This window comes from Streptomyces sp. NPDC058880 (assembly GCF_042742535.1).
Taxonomy (GTDB): domain Bacteria; phylum Actinomycetota; class Actinomycetes; order Streptomycetales; family Streptomycetaceae; genus Streptomyces.
Genome location: NZ_JBHYMC010000053.1, coordinates 1 through 15,342, shown reverse-complemented (window position 1 = coordinate 15,342; position 15,342 = coordinate 1). Strand labels below are relative to the sequence as shown.

12 protein-coding genes are annotated in these 15,342 nt (G+C 73.8%); 7 read left to right on the top strand and 5 right to left on the bottom strand.

Going from position 1 to position 15,342, the window contains the following annotated elements; genetic code table 11:
- Positions 1 to 116: 116 nt before the first annotated feature.
- Positions 117 to 1,499, top strand: coding sequence for a M64 family metallopeptidase (locus tag ACFW2G_RS25125; protein WP_384583954.1), 1,383 nt, complete (start codon positions 117 to 119; stop codon positions 1,497 to 1,499).
- 102 nt (positions 1,500 to 1,601) lie between these two features.
- On the opposite strand, the gene ACFW2G_RS25120 is transcribed toward ACFW2G_RS25125, so the two are convergent.
- From ACFW2G_RS25120 to ACFW2G_RS25110, 3 genes are all read right to left on the bottom strand, one after another.
- Entirely contained in the window at positions 1,602 to 2,183 is a 582-nt protein-coding gene (locus tag ACFW2G_RS25120) for a TIGR03086 family metal-binding protein (protein WP_384453218.1), read from the bottom strand.
- Positions 2,184 to 2,482: 299 nt separating this feature from the next.
- A complete protein-coding gene (locus ACFW2G_RS25115; protein ID WP_030657858.1) occupies positions 2,483 to 2,671 on the bottom strand; it encodes a DUF6381 family protein in 189 nt (62 codons plus the stop codon).
- Between the two features lie 403 nt (positions 2,672 to 3,074).
- Positions 3,075 to 3,848 (bottom strand): VOC family protein, encoded by a 774-nt coding sequence (locus ACFW2G_RS25110; protein ID WP_037918455.1) that lies wholly within the window; start codon positions 3,846 to 3,848, stop codon positions 3,075 to 3,077.
- 250 nt (positions 3,849 to 4,098) lie between these two features.
- Between ACFW2G_RS25110 and ACFW2G_RS25105 the strand changes: the two genes are divergently transcribed.
- The 4 genes from ACFW2G_RS25105 (at position 4,099) to ACFW2G_RS25090 (ending at position 8,286) form a co-directional block, all read left to right on the top strand.
- Positions 4,099 to 5,085 carry an isopenicillin N synthase family dioxygenase gene (locus ACFW2G_RS25105; RefSeq protein WP_384583951.1) on the top strand — a complete coding sequence of 329 codons (987 nt, stop codon included), beginning with the start codon at positions 4,099 to 4,101 and terminating at the stop codon, positions 5,083 to 5,085.
- A gap of 273 nt (positions 5,086 to 5,358) precedes the next feature.
- Entirely contained in the window at positions 5,359 to 5,892 is a 534-nt protein-coding gene (locus ACFW2G_RS25100; RefSeq protein WP_037917325.1) for a GNAT family N-acetyltransferase, read from the top strand.
- Positions 5,893 to 6,133: 241 nt separating this feature from the next.
- Entirely contained in the window at positions 6,134 to 7,483 is a 1,350-nt protein-coding gene (locus ACFW2G_RS25095) for a fibronectin type III domain-containing protein (protein ID WP_384583948.1), read from the top strand.
- Between the two features lie 59 nt (positions 7,484 to 7,542).
- Positions 7,543 to 8,286 carry a lytic polysaccharide monooxygenase gene (locus ACFW2G_RS25090; protein WP_384456153.1) on the top strand — a complete coding sequence of 248 codons (744 nt, stop codon included), beginning with the start codon at positions 7,543 to 7,545 and terminating at the stop codon, positions 8,284 to 8,286.
- On the opposite strand, the gene ACFW2G_RS25085 is transcribed toward ACFW2G_RS25090, so the two are convergent.
- Positions 8,273 to 8,590 (bottom strand): hypothetical protein, encoded by a 318-nt coding sequence (locus tag ACFW2G_RS25085; RefSeq protein ID WP_052030156.1) that lies wholly within the window; start codon positions 8,588 to 8,590, stop codon positions 8,273 to 8,275. The genes ACFW2G_RS25090 and ACFW2G_RS25085 overlap by 14 nt on opposite strands.
- Positions 8,587 to 9,303, bottom strand: a complete 717-nt coding sequence (locus tag ACFW2G_RS25080; RefSeq protein WP_384583945.1) for an HNH endonuclease family protein — start codon at positions 9,301 to 9,303, stop codon at positions 8,587 to 8,589. Before ACFW2G_RS25080 ends, ACFW2G_RS25085 begins: the two co-directional genes overlap by 4 nt.
- 199 nt (positions 9,304 to 9,502) lie before the next feature.
- On the opposite strand from ACFW2G_RS25080, the gene ACFW2G_RS25075 reads away from it, so the two are divergent.
- Together ACFW2G_RS25075 and ACFW2G_RS25070 are read left to right on the top strand one after the other, a co-directional pair.
- Entirely contained in the window at positions 9,503 to 10,375 is an 873-nt protein-coding gene (locus tag ACFW2G_RS25075; protein ID WP_384583942.1) for a DUF4132 domain-containing protein, read from the top strand.
- Positions 10,372 to 15,288 (top strand): DNA-binding protein, encoded by a 4,917-nt coding sequence (locus ACFW2G_RS25070; protein WP_384583939.1) that lies wholly within the window; start codon positions 10,372 to 10,374, stop codon positions 15,286 to 15,288. Before ACFW2G_RS25075 ends, ACFW2G_RS25070 begins: the two co-directional genes overlap by 4 nt.
- Positions 15,289 to 15,342 lie beyond the last annotated feature (54 nt).

Genomic DNA, 15,342 nt, shown 5'->3' with positions numbered 1-15,342 from the left:
TCCCCAGTATTCAGCCGGAGTACGCCATTGCGCACCTCCCGCGCCCCGCCTAGTTTAAGCAGCCGATTCAACACGCTTATCCATCTGCTTAACTTCCTGTCCCGGGGGAGGACTTCATGGATCCGGTCACTGGCGGGGCCATCGGACGGGCGGCCCGCCGCCCGGTCGGGCGCCCGACGCTGCGGACGCTGCTCGCGATCCTCTGCGTGAGCGCCGCGCTCGCGGCCGCGGGCCCGGCGGACGCGGCGGCCGACCCGGCCGGGCTCCGGGTGGAGGTCGAGATCCCCGGGCCCGAACAGGGCGGTGACGCCGGATCCGGGCATGCCCTGGTGCCCGCTGCCGACAGCCCGGCGAAGAGCGCGGGACGGCTCACGGAGGCCGAGCGGTCGGCCGACGGCGAGCTCACCAAGATCATCGACAACGGCTCCACCGCGGACCGCCTCGACGTCGTCGTCATCGGGGACGGCTACACCGCGGCCGAACTGCCGCAGTTCCACGCGGACGCCGAGCAGAAATGGGCCGAGGTGGCCGCAGTCCAGCCGTACACCACCTACCGAAGCCTCTTCAACGTCTGGACCGTCGACGCGGTCTCCCGCGAGTCGGGCGTCTCCGGCGACCCCGACCCGGAGACCGTCCGCGACACCGCCCTCGGCTCGTACTTCTGGTGCGAGGGCATCGAACGGCTGCTCTGCATCGATCAGCCCAGGGTCGACGCGTACGTGGCGAAGGCGCCGGAGGCCGACCTGGTCATCGTGCTGGCGAACAGCGCGAAGTACGGCGGAGCGGGCTACAACGAGCCCAGCGCCACCCTCGGCTACGAGGGGATATCCACCGCCTCGGCCGGCCATCCGAAGTCCGGCCAGGTCGCCATCCACGAGACCGGCCACTCGCTGGGCAAGCTCGCCGACGAGTACTTCTACCCTGGCGTGCCGGACTACGAGAAGTACACCGGCCCCGAACCCGCCGAGTCCAACAGCTCGGGCCTGACCGCCGACCGGATGGCCTCCCGGCGCGCCAAGTGGTACCGCTGGCTCGGCGAGGAGTCCCCCGACGGGGGCGAGGTCGGGGCGTACGAGGGCGGCAACTACTACGCGACGGGGCTGTACCGGCCCACGGACAGCTCCCTCATGCGGACCCTGGGCAAGCCCTTCAACCTGCCCGGAGTCGAGGCGATGATCGCCGGCTTCCACCGGCACGCGCGGATCGCCACGGCGGTCACGCCGACGGACCGAACCCTGAGGCTGCGCAACACGGCCAGAGTGACTGTCCCGAGGCTCTCCGGAGCGGACGGCCGGCAGCTCGTGGTCCGCTGGTACCTGGACGGCAGGGAGCTGGCGAGGTTCGCGGGGCGCACCGAGGTGTCGGTGGCGGAACTGTGGCTCTTCGACCTGCGGACCCACCGCCTGTCGGTGACGGCCGAGGACCGCACGCCGTCGGTCCGCGACCCGAAGACCATCCGCGCCCTGCGCTCCACGGTGGAATGGCAGGTCAGGCTCTAGGCGCGCCGGGCCGTCCCCGGCCGCGCACGGCCTCGTGCCCGGCTCACCGGGTGCCGGGCGCGGCGGCCCGTCCCGGAGGGTGCGCGTGCATGCGCCGAGGGGTCAGCGCGGCGACCAGTGGGCGTCCCGCCCGGTGAACGCAAGGAGCTTCTCCGCGCGACTCGCCCCCTCCGGAACGGTCAGCGGCGGTGCGTACTTGCCGAAGGAGTCCCGGACGAAGTCGACGATCCTCGCCGCGATGTCCTCCAGGGCCTCGGCCATCTCCTCGGTCAGCGGCAGGTCCTGCCCGGTGGCCCGGGCGATGTCCCAGGCGTGGATGCCGGCGTCGAGTGCCGCGGCGGCCGTGCCGGCATCGGCCGGCATCGGTCCCATCGGGGTGGGAACGCTTTCGTCGCCCCTCCTTGACTCCCACGCCGCCAGCGTCTCCTTCAGCACGGCCGCCAGTTCCGCGACCGGGTCACCGCTGGTCGTGTCGGGGGGCTCGAAGGGGTCGGTCGCGGGCGCGACGCCCGTGATCTGCATGACCAGAGCTTGCTGGTCCAGGCGTGCGTGGTTGAGCACCTGACGCACCGTCCACCCGGTGCACGGCGTCGGATCCCCCCATGCCGCGGTGGGAACACCGCGGACGGCGGCGAGCAGGTAGTCGTGTGCGTCAGCGAGCAGTGTGAAACCGTCGACGGCCATCCGTCGCCCTCCCGTGTTCCGGCATCGGACCGCCACCATAGATCGCTGCCGGACAGGACGCCCGGCCTTTCGCCGAGTGGCGGGGCGCCGGTCCGCCATGACGGGCGTCCACCCGGCGGGGCGGGTGCGCCCCGCCGGACGGCGGTGGGACCGGTCGTTCCCGCCGGGCCGGGCCCGCGGCACCGGCTGCACGGCGGCCGGTGCCGCGGCGACGGGGGATCGCGGCGGACACCGGCCGATGCGCGGTCCCGCGGGGTGGGACTCGGGACTACTGAAACTCCGGACCAGTGAGGCTCGGACTACATGGGGTCCATGCCCCGGTCGTCCATCCGGCTCTCCTGCTCGCTCTGCTCCTGGAGGCGGCGGGCCTTCTCCTTCAGCCGGCGGCGCTCCTCCGGGTCGGTGGACCGCTCGGCGGCCTCGTTCAGCTCCTTGGCCTTCGTGCGCATCTGCTGGGACCGGCCGCGGGACTCGCCTGAAACGCTCATGATCGCTCCTTGTGTCCGTGGGGGAGAGCGGGCGGAATCAGCGAACCAGCACTGCGGTACGCCCGCATCTCGAAGCGTCACCGACGGTGATCCGCCGCGCCCGACCTGCCCATGGACGCCGGACCCCGGGCCGCGGTTGAACACGCGGTGGTGAGCCGAACGGACCCCGTCGCGGCCCCACACCCGCCAACGGCGCGCCCTCGCCCGGACGCGCGCCGGAGCGGCCACCGCGCAGGTCCGAGGGGGACGTACGCCCGGCGGGTGCGCGTCCGTCGCGCGAGCCGCCTTTCGCCCCCTACCGGGCCCCGGCCGCCTTCGGACATCCGGCGCCGCCGCGCCTGCGGCCGGTACGGGCCCGTGCGATCGGGTACGGGCCCGTGCGGTCGGGTACCGGCCCGTCCCGTCAGTACAGGCCGGGCCGGGCGAGGTCCTCGTCCGAATCCGCCCCGAGGCCGGTGGTGAGTGTGAAGAGCGCCCCGTCCGGGTCGCGGAGGGTCACCCACCGCTCCGTGGCGTTCGAGGTGATGTCCGAGACCATGCGGCCGCCGAGCACGACGGCCGCCTCGATCGCCGGCCGGAGCCTGGGCACGCGGAAGTGCACGTGCCACCGCGGCCGGGTGTACGGGGAGTAGGCGGCGAGCTCGACCGGACCGCTGTTGAGGCGGGCGACCGGCTCGCCGTTCTGCCGCAGGACGACCTGGTCCTCCTCGTAGGAGACCGTGCAGCAGCCCGGCCGGTCGGTGGCCCATTCCAGTACCGCGCCGTAGAACATCGCGGCGTCGAGGGCATTCCTGGTGCGCAGTTCCAGCCAGGCCGGCAGTGGACCCTTGCCGGCCCGCCAGTCCGCGGCCACATCGCCTTCCCAGATCCCGAAGACCGCGCCGTCCGGATCGGCGACGAGCGCCGCGCGGCCGCCGGACTCGAAGGACACCGGGCCGACCGCGATGGTGCCGGTCCGTTCCCGGATGCGGTCCACCGCGACGTCGGCGTCGTCCACCGCGAAGTACGGGGTCCATGCCGCCGCGACCCCCAGATCCGCGGCCAGCGCCCCGATGCCCGCCACCGGGACCCGGTTCAGGAACGCCACCGAGAACGCGTCACCGAGGCGGGCCGGCCGGAACCGCCACCCGGCCACCGCGCCGTAGAAGCGCTGTGCGGTCTCGAGGTCCCGCGTCATCAGGCTCACCCAGCACGGTGCCCCGAAGACCTCCCGTGTCGAAATCTCCACCGCATGCTCCGTCCCTGAGGCACCCGTCGTACCATTCTGGTCCTTATCGTGACGATCATCGCGGCCCGCGGCCGTCGAAGCGCACACAAAGTGGCCGAGAACCACGTTCCGTGTCGTTCCGTGTCGAGCCCCTCCGGTCCTGAGCGGCGATAGCCTCGGTACCGGACACCACCGCGCGGCGTCGGAAGGCAGGTCTCCCATGGCCGGATCCCAGGTACCCGTGATCGACCTCGGGCGGTGGCGGTCCGGCGGGCCGCAGGCGCGGGCCCGGACTGCTGCCCGCGTCGACGAGGCCCTGCAGGTGGCCGGGTTCCTGCTGGTCACCGGCCACGGGGTGGACCCCTCGCTGCCGGAACGGATCCGGGAGGCCGCCCGGACGTTCTTCCGGTTGCCGGCCGCCCTGAAGGAGCCGTACACCGTCACGGTCGGCGGCCGGGGCTGGCTGGGCCCGGGAGCGGAGGCCAACAGCTACGCCGAAGGCACCGCCTCGCCGCCCGACCTCAAGGAGTCGTGGTCCTTCGCGGCCGACGAACCGACCGGGGACCCGGCCGTGGACGTCGAGTGGTTCCGGCCCAACACCTGGCCGGAGGAGGCGCCGGAGCTGCGGCCGTTGGTGACCGACTACCTGACCGGGATGCGGGCTCTCTGCGACGAGCTGCTCGAACTCCTCGCCACCGCCCTCGGGCTCGCCGAGGACCGCTTCACGCGCCACACGGGGCACCCCACCTGGGGGTTCAACCTCAACTGGTACCCCGGGACCGAGACCGTCGGCGCGCCCCTGCCGGGCCAGTTCCGCATCGGCGCCCACACCGACTTCGGCACGGTCACCGTCCTCGACCGGCAGCCGGGCTCCGGCGGCCTCCAGATCCACACCGACGCCGACGGCTGGCAGGACGCCCCTTACGACCCGGCCGCGCTCACCGTCAACATCGGCGACCTGATGGCCCGCTGGACCGGCGACCGCTGGCGCGCCGGCCGCCACCGCGTACTGCCCCCACCGGCCGACGCCCCCGCCGAGGAGCTGATCTCGCTCGTCTACTTCTACGAATGCGACGCGCACACCCGGGTGGAGTCCCTCCCCGCCCCCATCGGCCGCGTGCTGCACGACCCCGTCGACTCGCACACGTACCTGCGGGAGAAGCTCCGGGCCATCACCGTTCCGACCGGAACGAGTCCCACGGACTGACGCCGCCCGAAGCCCCCCAGGGGGCGAGAGAGGTGCCCGATCCACCTGTGGGGTGACGACCCGCCGGGGTGCCGTGCGCGCGGGGCGTCACCGCCAGGCCCCGACATCGATTGCCGCAGCCGCCGCCCCGCCCCTGCCGATCCCGCCCGCCGCCCACGGTACCGCCGCGAGGGCGCCGCCCGCGGGAGCACGAGTACGGCCGGACGCGGGCCCGTGGTCCGGCCTCGAAGGCCGATTACCGCTGGTCCGGGGAATTTCGGCAGGATGAGGCACATGACCGAGATCCGTACCCCCCGCCTCCTCCTCCGCCTCTGGACCGACGACGACCTCGTCCCCCTTGCCGAGATCCACGCCGACCCGGAGGTGATGCGCTGGGTCGGCGACGGATCCACCCTCGGTCTCGACGAGACGGCCGAGACGATCGAGCGCTGGCAGGAGGAGTGGGACGAGGAGGGCTTCGGGCTCTTCGCCGTCGAGCTCCTCGGCTCCGGCGAGCTCGTCGGAGCCGTCGGCCTCTCGGTCATCGAGGGCCTGCCGGACGCCCGGGCCGACGTGCAGATCAGCTGGCTGCTCGGCCGCCAGTACTGGGGTCAGGGCTATGCCTCCGAAGCCGCCCACGCCACCCTGGAGTTCGCCCTCCAGGACCGCGGCCTGGACCGCGTCGTCGCCGTCAACCGGCTCGGCGACACCGCCTCCGAGAACGTGATCCGCAAGCTCGACATGGTGCGGGAACGCGAGACCACCGACCCCCGCCACGGCCACCCCGTCCACATTCACGGCATCGACCTCACCGAGTACGAGGCCTGATCCGGGGCCCCGCAACAGTGCACCGGGCACAGAGAGTGATCGTCAAAAGCCGCAGGGTCGCAGGGCGCCAACAGGGGGTCAAGGGCGCCCTATCCGGACCTTAAGGGACGTATAACAGCTGCCCGGCAGCCCGTCGGAGGCCCGGTCGCGGCGCGAACCGCGCTTAGGGTCACGGGTGTTGACCGAGGCACTTCCGATACCGCCGCTGCACCGGCGGATCGGCTCTACCAAGAGGTTTCTGATGTCCCGAAAGCGAATTGCCCTGGCCTGTGCGGCCGTGGTCGTGGGGATCGGCTCCGTCGTCGTCCCCGTGGCCGCCAACGCGGGAGAGGAGGACAACGGCCTCAACGCCGCCTGCCGCGTCGCTGACCAGGCCACCGTGTGGTGGGCCACCGGCGAGGTCTCCCTGGCGAACAAGGGGGACCGGCCCGTACGCGACTGGACCACCGAGTTCGACGTGTCGCAGGGGCAGGTCACCCTGGACAACCCCTGGGCGTACGAACTCCGCCAGACCGGCCGGCACGTCACCGTCAAGCCGGTCGCCGACCGCGCCGACCTGGCCGGGAGCGGCAACCGGGTGGTCAAGGTCGGTATCAACCCCGCCGGCAAGGGCATACCCAAGATCACCGGATGCAAGGTGAACGGCCCTTCGGGCAGCGGCAGCGGCAGCGGCGGCGACACCGGCACGAACGCGGCCGTCCCCGCGGACGGCGGCTCCTTCGTCAAGGACGACACCGCCGTCCACCTGATGTGGAAGCCGCCCGCCGGTGGCGCCGAGATCGTGCGCTACGAGGTCTTCCAGGACGGCAAGCAGATCAAGACCGTCAAGGACACGATGACCGACATCGAGCGGCTGGCTCCCGCCACCCGCTACGCCTTCACGGTCCGCGCCGTCCGCGCCGACGGCCGCACCACCGGCTTCAGCAAGGACATCGTGCTCACCACGCACGCGGCGCCCGGCCAGGACAGGGCGAAGCCGGTCATCCCCGCGGACCTGGAGGCGGCGGCCTCCGGCCCGTACCAGGCCGCCCTGCGGTGGCGCGCGGCGACCGACGATGTCGCCGTCACCGGCTACCGGATCTACCGCAACGGTGCCAAGGTCCAGGAGGCGGACGCCAAGGCCACCTCGGCCACCGTCTCCGGCCTGACCGCGAGCACCGCCTACCGCTTCAAGGTCACCGCCGTGGACTCCTCCGGCAAGGAGTCCGACCCGACCCGCGAAGCCCAGGTGACGACCACCGCGGCCCCCGACGGCAACGGCGGCACCGCCGCCCCCGGCGACCTCGCCGCCACCACCGCCACGAAGCAGGACGGCGCCGTCACCCAGCACTACCTGAACCTCACCTGGTCCGTCCCGCAGGGCGTCGGCCAGATCACCACCTACCAGGTCTACCTGAACGGCAAGCCGGCCCAGACCTTCATGTGGGGCACCGGCGACCCGGTGCTGCCCGTACCGACGACGAGGGGTTCGCGCGAGGTGCTCGTCGGCGCCCATCCCGGCACGACGTACACCGTGAAGATCCGGGCGCGGCTCGGCGACGGCACATGGGGCGCGTTCTCCCGCGAGCTGACCGTGAAGACAGCCGGCTGACCGGCCGCCGACCACCGACCCACGCGCACGACCGACTCATGACCAGGAGCGTCCCCCTCATGACCACGGCCCGCCCCGCCACCAGCACTCCCGACCAGGCACGGCTCCCGGCCCGCCGGACCGCCTTCCTGCGCCTCACCGCGCTCGTGGCCCTCCCCCTCGCCGTGACCGCCCTCGGCTCCGCGCCCGCCTCCGCGCACGGATCCACCGCCGACCCGGTCAGCCGCAGCGTGGCCTGCACCAAGAACCCGAAGGTCGGCGAGGCCTGCCGACTCGCCCTCGCCCAGAGCCCCGGCATCCCCGGCGACTGGAAGTCGATCGTCCAGGGCCGCGCCATCGACCACAGCACCCCCACCTCCTCGCCGCAGCACCGCGCCCGCATACCCGACGGCAAGCTGTGCAGCGCCGGCAACGCACAGTTCTCCGGCCTCGACCTGGCCCGGGACGACTTCCCCTCGACGACGCTGCCCGGCGGCGCCGAGTACGACCTCCGCTACGACATCAGCGCGCTGCACAACCCGTACCGCATGGAGATGTACGTCACCAAGGACGGCTACGACCCGAAGAAGCCGCTGAAGTGGTCCGACCTGGAGGACACGCCCTTCCTCAGCGCCGACAACACCGCGGCCACAGCGGCCCCCTCGGGATTCCTCGGCGCGAAGGCGTTCACGTTCCGGGCGGTGCTCCCCGAGAAGAAGGGCAAGCACCTGATCTACACGATCTGGCACGGGCTGAAGCGGCCCGACGGCTCCTTCCAGAGCGAGGAAGCGTTCTACTCCTGCTCGGACGTCACCTTCCGGTAGGCGGAAGCCGCCTGGCCCCGCCCCCTCCGGAGCCGGCGGCGGGCGCCTCGGCCGCGCCGCCCGCGCGGATCGCGGCCAGGGCCGCGGCGTGCAGGGCGGCCGGGGCACCGTGGTGGGGTCGGGGGCTGCCGGTGAGTGTGTACCACTCGTCGGCGTCCTTGTACTGGACGTCGAACCGGACCGTGCCCCCGGCGGCGGCCGTGGTGCGCAGGGTGAGCGGGCCGGTGACGACGCCGACCTCGTCGGTCATGGCTCCGCCCGGTCCGGCGAGCACGTCATCCTGCCAGTGCTCCGCCCCCGTCATGAGGTGCAGGTGTCCAGCATCGTGGTGAGCATCTTCTTCTCCGGTTCGGTGACGGTCAGCCCGTAGGTGGATTTGACGGTGGTCCAGGCCCGTCCGTACTGGCACCAGCTGGAGCGGTCCGGCGGCTGCCACAGGTCGGGGCTCTGATCGCCCTTCGACCGGTTGGAGGACGCGCTGACCGCCAGCAGCTGAGGGTGAATCAGGTCGTTGGCGAAGGCCTTGCGCCGGGCGGCGTCCCAGCCGGACGCGCCGGAGCGCCAGCCCTCGGCGAGCGGCACGATGTGGTCGATGTCCATCTTGGACGCGTCGTTGACGACCACCCCGTCGTACAGGCTCGTCCAGGTGCCGGACACGGCCCGGCACTCGCCGTCCTGCGTCACCTCGGTACCGTCCCGCTTGAGCACCGTCTCGCGCGTGTCGCACTTGTTGCCCTGCTCGGCCCAGTGCGTGAACTTCGCCCGGCTGTAGCCGGCCATCGTGCCCACCGGAGCCACCTTCAGCTCGGCCAGTTGGCCACGGGCCACCGCAGTGGTGACCATGCCGGGCAGCACGTCCCCGGCGGCCGGCGCGCCCGCCGGCGGCGCGGCCCGCGAGGCGGACGGCTGCGGCTTCGGGTCCCCGCCGCCCGGCGTGCCCGGATCCGAGCAGCCGGCCGCGGCCGTCAGCAGAAGGGCCGCCACCAGCGCACCCGGTACATGTATCTGACGTCCCATAACCCCACCACGAGCCGATACCGCTCCGCCACTGTCCGGGAAAGACTACCCAGAACCGGACAACCACCTCCGCGTGCCCCTCCGACGGCATCAATGTCAGTGGCCCTCGCTAGTCTCCCGACATCCGCAGCTCAGGGGGTTCGCACCCCCCTGCCAGGGCTGCGCGCACACGTACGGACAGGCGGAGGGGCACGGTCTGATGGCATGGCTGGCGGCGGGCGAGGGGTACGAGATCGCCCTGGTGGAGGGGCGGGTGGCGGCGAGGTCCGTCACCGGCCGGGCGGCGGGACGGCAGTTGAAGACACTGCCGAAGGCGCTGAAGGACCATCCCGAGGTCGACCGGCTGCGCCGGCTCGCCGAATGGCTCGACCGGCACGAGGCGGCCTGCGTCGCCCAGGTCGACGCCTGGATGGTCTCCTCGCTGCCCGTGCCGACCGAACTGCTCGCCCGGGTCTGGCCCGACGAGGCCTGGCAGAAGGCCCTGCGCGACCTGGCGGTCGTCGGCGACGACCCCGGCGAGGTGGGCTTCCTGCGGGACGCCACCGCGGCCGGTGAGCTGAAGGTGGTCAACCTGGACGGCGAGACCGTCCGGCTCTCCCCGCGCACCGTGACCCTGCCCCACCCCGTACTGCTGCCCGACCTCGACGACGTACGGGAGTTCGCGGCCGAGCTGGGCATCGTGCAGCAGGTCGAGCAGATCCACCGCGCCACCTGGCGCAAGCCCCACGACGTCGCCGCCACGGCCACGGAGGTCCGCGACTACGCGGGCGGGGCCTTCCCCACCCGCTTCAGCCTCGCCGCCCGCGCCACCGCCCTCGGCTACCGGGTCTCCGGCGGCTACGCCACCTGCGGCGTCCGCGACGCCGGAGCCGGCACCGGCACGGAGGCGACGGTCTGGATCGGCGAGCCCTACTACGACGACGAGACCACCACCGGCGCCCTGAGTTGGCACGACGCGGACGGCCGGGCGCTGCCGCTGACCAAGGTCGGACCGGTGGCCTGGTCCGAGGGCATGCGCATGGCCGCGGCACTCTACGCCGGGCGCAAGATCGAGGAGGGCGGGGACGCATGAGCAGGAACCTGAAGGACACCGCGGCGAACGAGACCGAACTGCTGCTGCAGGCCGGCGCGGTCCTCCCCCACGGCACCACCGGGGCGGGCGCCGGAGCCGTCGACCTGACCGCTCGCACCTACCGGCACCCGGGCCTCGACGAGGGCCGCGTCGTCGTCCGGCTCGCCGCCGCCGAACTCGGCACGGCCGAGGACCTCGCCGCAGGCTTCCTGGGCCTGGTACGCGACGAGGCCGAGCCGCCCGTCGTGGGCCTGAGCCGCCGCCAGGCACTCGGCTTCCCCGAATGGATCCTCGTGCACCACCCCGAGGACGGACACCACGCCCTCGCCGTCGTCCCCGAACTCGACCGGATCGCCCGCCAGGCCAAGACCAAGCCCAAGGCCGCGCTCGACGCGTGCACCGAACTGGCCGACCGCCTCGCCGCGTCCGTGCCGCACTTCCTGCCCCTCTTCCACGAGCAGGCCGCGCGCGTCTTCCTCGGCGTCGAGAACACCACCTACGCCGCCCAGTTGTTCGGCCGCGCCCGTACCGCCGAGGCCCGCTACGGCCTGGCCGTCGACGAGGACCGCCTCGACTCCGTCTTCCTCGAATTCGCGCTGGCCGGCGCCCTGCCGGTGAAGGTGCTCGCCGGCTACGGCAAGGCCCTGGCGGGCCGGGTCAGTCCCGCCGAGGCCTACGAGCGCTTCCGCCGCCTGTGCGTACGCCGCACCGCGGGCGGCCTGCCGCCCTCCGCCCAGGCCGCCGTCGAGCTGCGCCGCCTGGCCCGCAACGCCGGCCTGACCGGAACCGAGCCCGAACAGGACTACCTCGCCGAACTGCTGCCCCTGCCCGCCACCCTGCGCGCCGCGCTGGGCTGGTGGAAGGCCCACCGCGGCGCCCTCGTCGCACTCGCCCGCCGCATCCCCGCCGTACGCGGCACACTTCTGGCACTGACGCCGCCCGGCGGCGACGTCGACCTCACCGACCTGTGGCTGGACGTCCTGGAGGAGTCCGGGGCCACCGCCGGCCTGGCCGACGCCACCCTGCCCGACGAGGAGCGCTGCACCGACGGCACCTCCGGCTGGCTGGAGCGCTTCCACGCCGCCCGCCACTCCGGCTGGGGCCGCCGCCCCTCGCACCCGGCCCTCCTCGACGTCGTCGAGCGCTGCGCCCCGCAGCTGCGCGCCGAACTCGCCCGGCCCGAGCGGGAGGGCGGCCTGCGCATCGGCGTCCAGGACGCCGACCTCCTCGACCTGCTTCTCACCCTCGACGTCCCGGTTGCCGCACCCGAGGACCACACCACCCGGCACCGCCACGACGCGCTGAACCTGTCGGACTGGTCCGACCGCGACGAGCGCCGCGACCTGGCCGCGGTGGCGGCGGACCCGCGCTTCCAGCCGGCCTTCCGCCGGGCGCTGAACAGCCTGGGCAGCGGCTGCACCGACGTCGTCCGCCGCGTGGCCGCCTCGCCGGGCGCCCGCCGGCTGCTGGCCGAGTGGACGGGCGAGGTCGCCCGCGCCTCCGTCGCCGCAGGCCTGCCCGCGGTCCCCGACGCCATCGACCGGCTGACCTGGCTGCCCGCCGAGGCCCTGCTGCTGGCCCGCGAAGAGGTCGCCGCCGCGGCCGCCACCGACCTGGGAGAAACCCTCGCACGCACCCTGCGCGGCGGCCTCTTCGAGGAACTGGCCTGGCCTGCCTGGGAGAGCGCCGTCAGCGAACTGACCCCCGGCAGGGACCGCCACGGCCTCACCGTCGTGGAGGCCTGGCCGTACCTGATCGTCGCCAACGCGGCCCAGGTCCGCGTCATCGACGCCGACTCGACCGTCCTCACGCACGACCTGCGCATCCCGGCTGGATCCCACCGCCGCACGGGGTTCCATTACGTCGACGGCGAGCTGCTCGTCTTCTGGGCCGACTGGAGCTCGCACCGGATAGAGGGCTACTGGCACTCCTCGCCCGCCACCGTCTTCACCCTGGACGCCGACCGGATCTACTGGTCCCTGCGCAGCGACCACATCTCCCTCCCGCTGCCCGGCGGCGGACGCACCACCGGTGGCGGAGTCCTGTACCGCGGCGACACCCGGCTGCCCGACGAGCGGCCGGTCCTGTCCGACGGGACCTCGTACTGGGTGTGGCGGCAGCGCGACCACGACAACGACGGCGGCTGGTTCGAGTACGACCCGGCGAGCGGCGCCTGTGGACGCTCCTCCATGCCCGCGTTCTTCGCCGACACCGCGAGGGCGTACGGCGGGAGCGCTTCGTCCGGCCACTCCAGCCGACTGCTTCCCGCGCCCACCGTGGCGGGCTCCGTGCTCGGCGCGCCCGCCGACGGCCTCCTGGGCTGGCACGCCGTACGCCTCCCCGGCAACGGCTGGGTCGGCACCGACACGGCCGGACGTACCGTCACCGTCCCCGAAGACGGCAACAAGCCGGTGGCCGCCCTCACCTTCCCGGGCGACGACCGGCCGCGCGCCCTCTCGCACAGCTGGCGCGAACTGGCTCTCACCGACCCCGAAGGCGTCGTCACCGCCAAGACCCGCCAGGACCGCCACGACACCCCCTTCGGCACGGGCAGCGTCGACCTCCCGCCGCTCTCCCACTGGTACGCGCTGCGTCCCCGCGACCCGCAGGGCTCGGCCGCGCTCCGCACGGCCGACCGCGAGACCGTCGGAGCCCTCCTGAAGGCGGCCGCCGCCGCGGCCAGGGCCGACGACCTGCCGGACCTGGTGAGCGCCGCCCTGCCGCAGGTCACCGATCCGAAGCTGATCGGCGGCATCGTCGAGGTCCTGCGCTTCGCCCTGACCCAGCAGAAGGCCCTGGACGGCATCGCCGCCCGGCTCGCCGCGGACACCGCACCCGCAGCGGACCGCGAGCCCGGACCCGCCGACCGACTGCTCGGCGAAGCCCTCAGCGGGCTGCTGGAGCACACCCACCACCACTACGCCGGTGACACCGACGGCACTCACCACACCTTGACCCTCCTCGGCGCCGCGCGCGCCGGGACCGACGCCGCTGTGGTGCCCGGACTGCTCCACTTCGACACGCCCGGCCTGCCGTACTACGACTTCGTCTGGACGCCGCTGCTCGACCGGCCCGCGGCCGCCGCCTACCGGGCCGTCGCCGCGACGACCACCGACGTACAGCGGGCCGCCCTCCTCACCGTCCTCGGCGAGGTGGACACGCTCGGCATGGCCTCGGCACAGGGCTCGGCCGGCGCCTGGCGCCAGGTCCGGGCCCACCTCGACCAGGCCCACCTGCGCGGCCCCGACGGCCTCGACCGCAACCTCCACCACCGCAGCCTGCTGCCGCTCGGCGGCGGAGCCGTCCTCGCGGTGACCGGGTACGGCACCTCCCTGCCCGACGGGCACGAGTTCGGCGCCCTCCTCCACGACCCCACCGGCCGCTTCACCCTCCCCGGCCCCTACACCGTGCGCGGCACGGCGCCCCTCGGCGACCCCGACCGGGACCCCGGCTGGCTCACCGCCTTCCTCGGCGCAGCCGCCGAGCACGGCCCGGCGCCCTTCCGACCGGAGGCAGCGGAGGAGTTCTCCCGGCTCACCGGGGTCTCCGGCGCCCTCGCCCGCCTGGTGATCGCGGGACTCCCGCACATCGACAGCTACGACCGCAACTTCCTGCCCGCGCAGGTGCGCGCCGCCCTCGGCGTCAAGGCCGCCGACGCCGCCCGTGCCCGCGACGAGCTCAAGGCCCTCGGCGCGGACGTCCGGCGCGCCGTGGTCGCGGCCCTGCTGCCCGCCGATCCGGTACGCCTGTGGAGCGAGGGCCCCGACGCGGCCGCCGCCGCGGAGGTGTGGAACCGGCACGTCGGCCGCCGTACCCCCGTCCCCGACTGGCTGGCCACCGAGGCGGCACGCGCCGTCCGCGGCGGACGGCCCGCCCACCGCGTGCTGGCGGCGCTGCTCGCCCCCGACGCCGCGCGCGAGCTCTCCGTCGACGTGCCGTGGATCGTCAAGGGCGACCACGTGGAGCCCGCCGTCGCCGCCACCGACCCCTTCGACGCGCAGGTCCTGATGGCGACCCTGGCCATGAGCGTGTGGCTGGCCCACCGGCTGCCCGCCGGCGACCCGGTGCGGGCGGTCCTGCCGCCCGCACTGACCGCCGTGCGGCAGCGCCTCGCCTCGCCCGAACTGCTCCTGGAGATCGCGCACTACACGAGCCTTCCGCACTTCCGGAAGGTCGCCGGCGCCCCGACCGAGACCGGCGAGGGCTACGAGCGCTACGGCGCGGTCGTCATGGCCACCCACGACGACCAGCCCAGGCCCGCGGTACGGACGGCGCTGCTGGACTCCACCGGCTCCGACCCCTACCTGCCGGCACTGCGCGGCGAGGACCAGCAGCCCACCGCGGCCGAGACGGCCCTGCGGACCGCCCACGACCCGCGCTTCGCGGCACTCCTCGCCGACCCCGGCGCGCCCGCGGCCGGCGAGACCGACCCGGCCGGCACCTGGTGGCCGCAGGACCCGAGCCGCTCGGTGCCCGAGCTGGTGGAGGAGGTCCGCGCCGCGTACGGACTGGGCGCGGACGCGGCCGCCCTGTACCTGGCCCTGCTCGCCATGCCCGACCCGACCGACCGCAACACCGCCCGGTGGACGGGCTGGAAGCCGGCCCGGCTCAAGGCCGCCCGAGCCGAACTGGCCGCCACCGACCTGGTGGTGTCCGCCGACCGCAGCCGCGCCGGACGCTCGCTGTTCCTGCCCGGCGCCTGGACCGACCTGGCCTCCCCGGCCCTGCCGGTGGAGCAGTGGAAGCTCCCGATGTACGACCTCACCCCCGCCGGCCGGCCGCTCCTGGGCGTACTGGCACCCGCCGAACCGGCCGCGGCGCTCTACCGCCGGGCCTGGCGGCGGGTCCGTGAGGGCGACGTCCCGCGCCTGCAGGAGCTCAAGGTGAAGCGCACCCGTACCCGCCGCCGCTGACCCGACCGGCCCGGAACCCCCGGTGCCGGCGGGGCCCACCGGACGCCGGTGGGC

What these genes read in the sequence shown, in the direction of transcription:
- ACFW2G_RS25090 (WP_384456153.1), top strand. Translation starts at nt 7,543, where the DNA reads ATGACCACGGCCCGCCCCGCCACCAGCACTCCCGACCAGGCACGGCTC.
- ACFW2G_RS25070 (WP_384583939.1), top strand. Translation starts at nt 10,372, where the DNA reads ATGAGCAGGAACCTGAAGGACACCGCGGCGAACGAGACCGAACTGCTG.
- ACFW2G_RS25085 (WP_052030156.1), bottom strand. Translation starts at nt 8,590, where the DNA reads ATGACGGGGGCGGAGCACTGGCAGGATGACGTGCTCGCCGGACCGGGC.
- ACFW2G_RS25125 (WP_384583954.1), top strand. Translation starts at nt 117, where the DNA reads ATGGATCCGGTCACTGGCGGGGCCATCGGACGGGCGGCCCGCCGCCCG.
- ACFW2G_RS25115 (WP_030657858.1), bottom strand. Translation starts at nt 2,671, where the DNA reads ATGAGCGTTTCAGGCGAGTCCCGCGGCCGGTCCCAGCAGATGCGCACG.
- ACFW2G_RS25120 (WP_384453218.1), bottom strand. Translation starts at nt 2,183, where the DNA reads ATGGCCGTCGACGGTTTCACACTGCTCGCTGACGCACACGACTACCTG.
- ACFW2G_RS25100 (WP_037917325.1), top strand. Translation starts at nt 5,359, where the DNA reads ATGACCGAGATCCGTACCCCCCGCCTCCTCCTCCGCCTCTGGACCGAC.
- ACFW2G_RS25095 (WP_384583948.1), top strand. Translation starts at nt 6,134, where the DNA reads ATGTCCCGAAAGCGAATTGCCCTGGCCTGTGCGGCCGTGGTCGTGGGG.
- ACFW2G_RS25080 (WP_384583945.1), bottom strand. Translation starts at nt 9,303, where the DNA reads ATGGGACGTCAGATACATGTACCGGGTGCGCTGGTGGCGGCCCTTCTG.
- ACFW2G_RS25105 (WP_384583951.1), top strand. Translation starts at nt 4,099, where the DNA reads ATGGCCGGATCCCAGGTACCCGTGATCGACCTCGGGCGGTGGCGGTCC.
- ACFW2G_RS25075 (WP_384583942.1), top strand. Translation starts at nt 9,503, where the DNA reads ATGGCATGGCTGGCGGCGGGCGAGGGGTACGAGATCGCCCTGGTGGAG.
- ACFW2G_RS25110 (WP_037918455.1), bottom strand. Translation starts at nt 3,848, where the DNA reads ATGACGCGGGACCTCGAGACCGCACAGCGCTTCTACGGCGCGGTGGCC.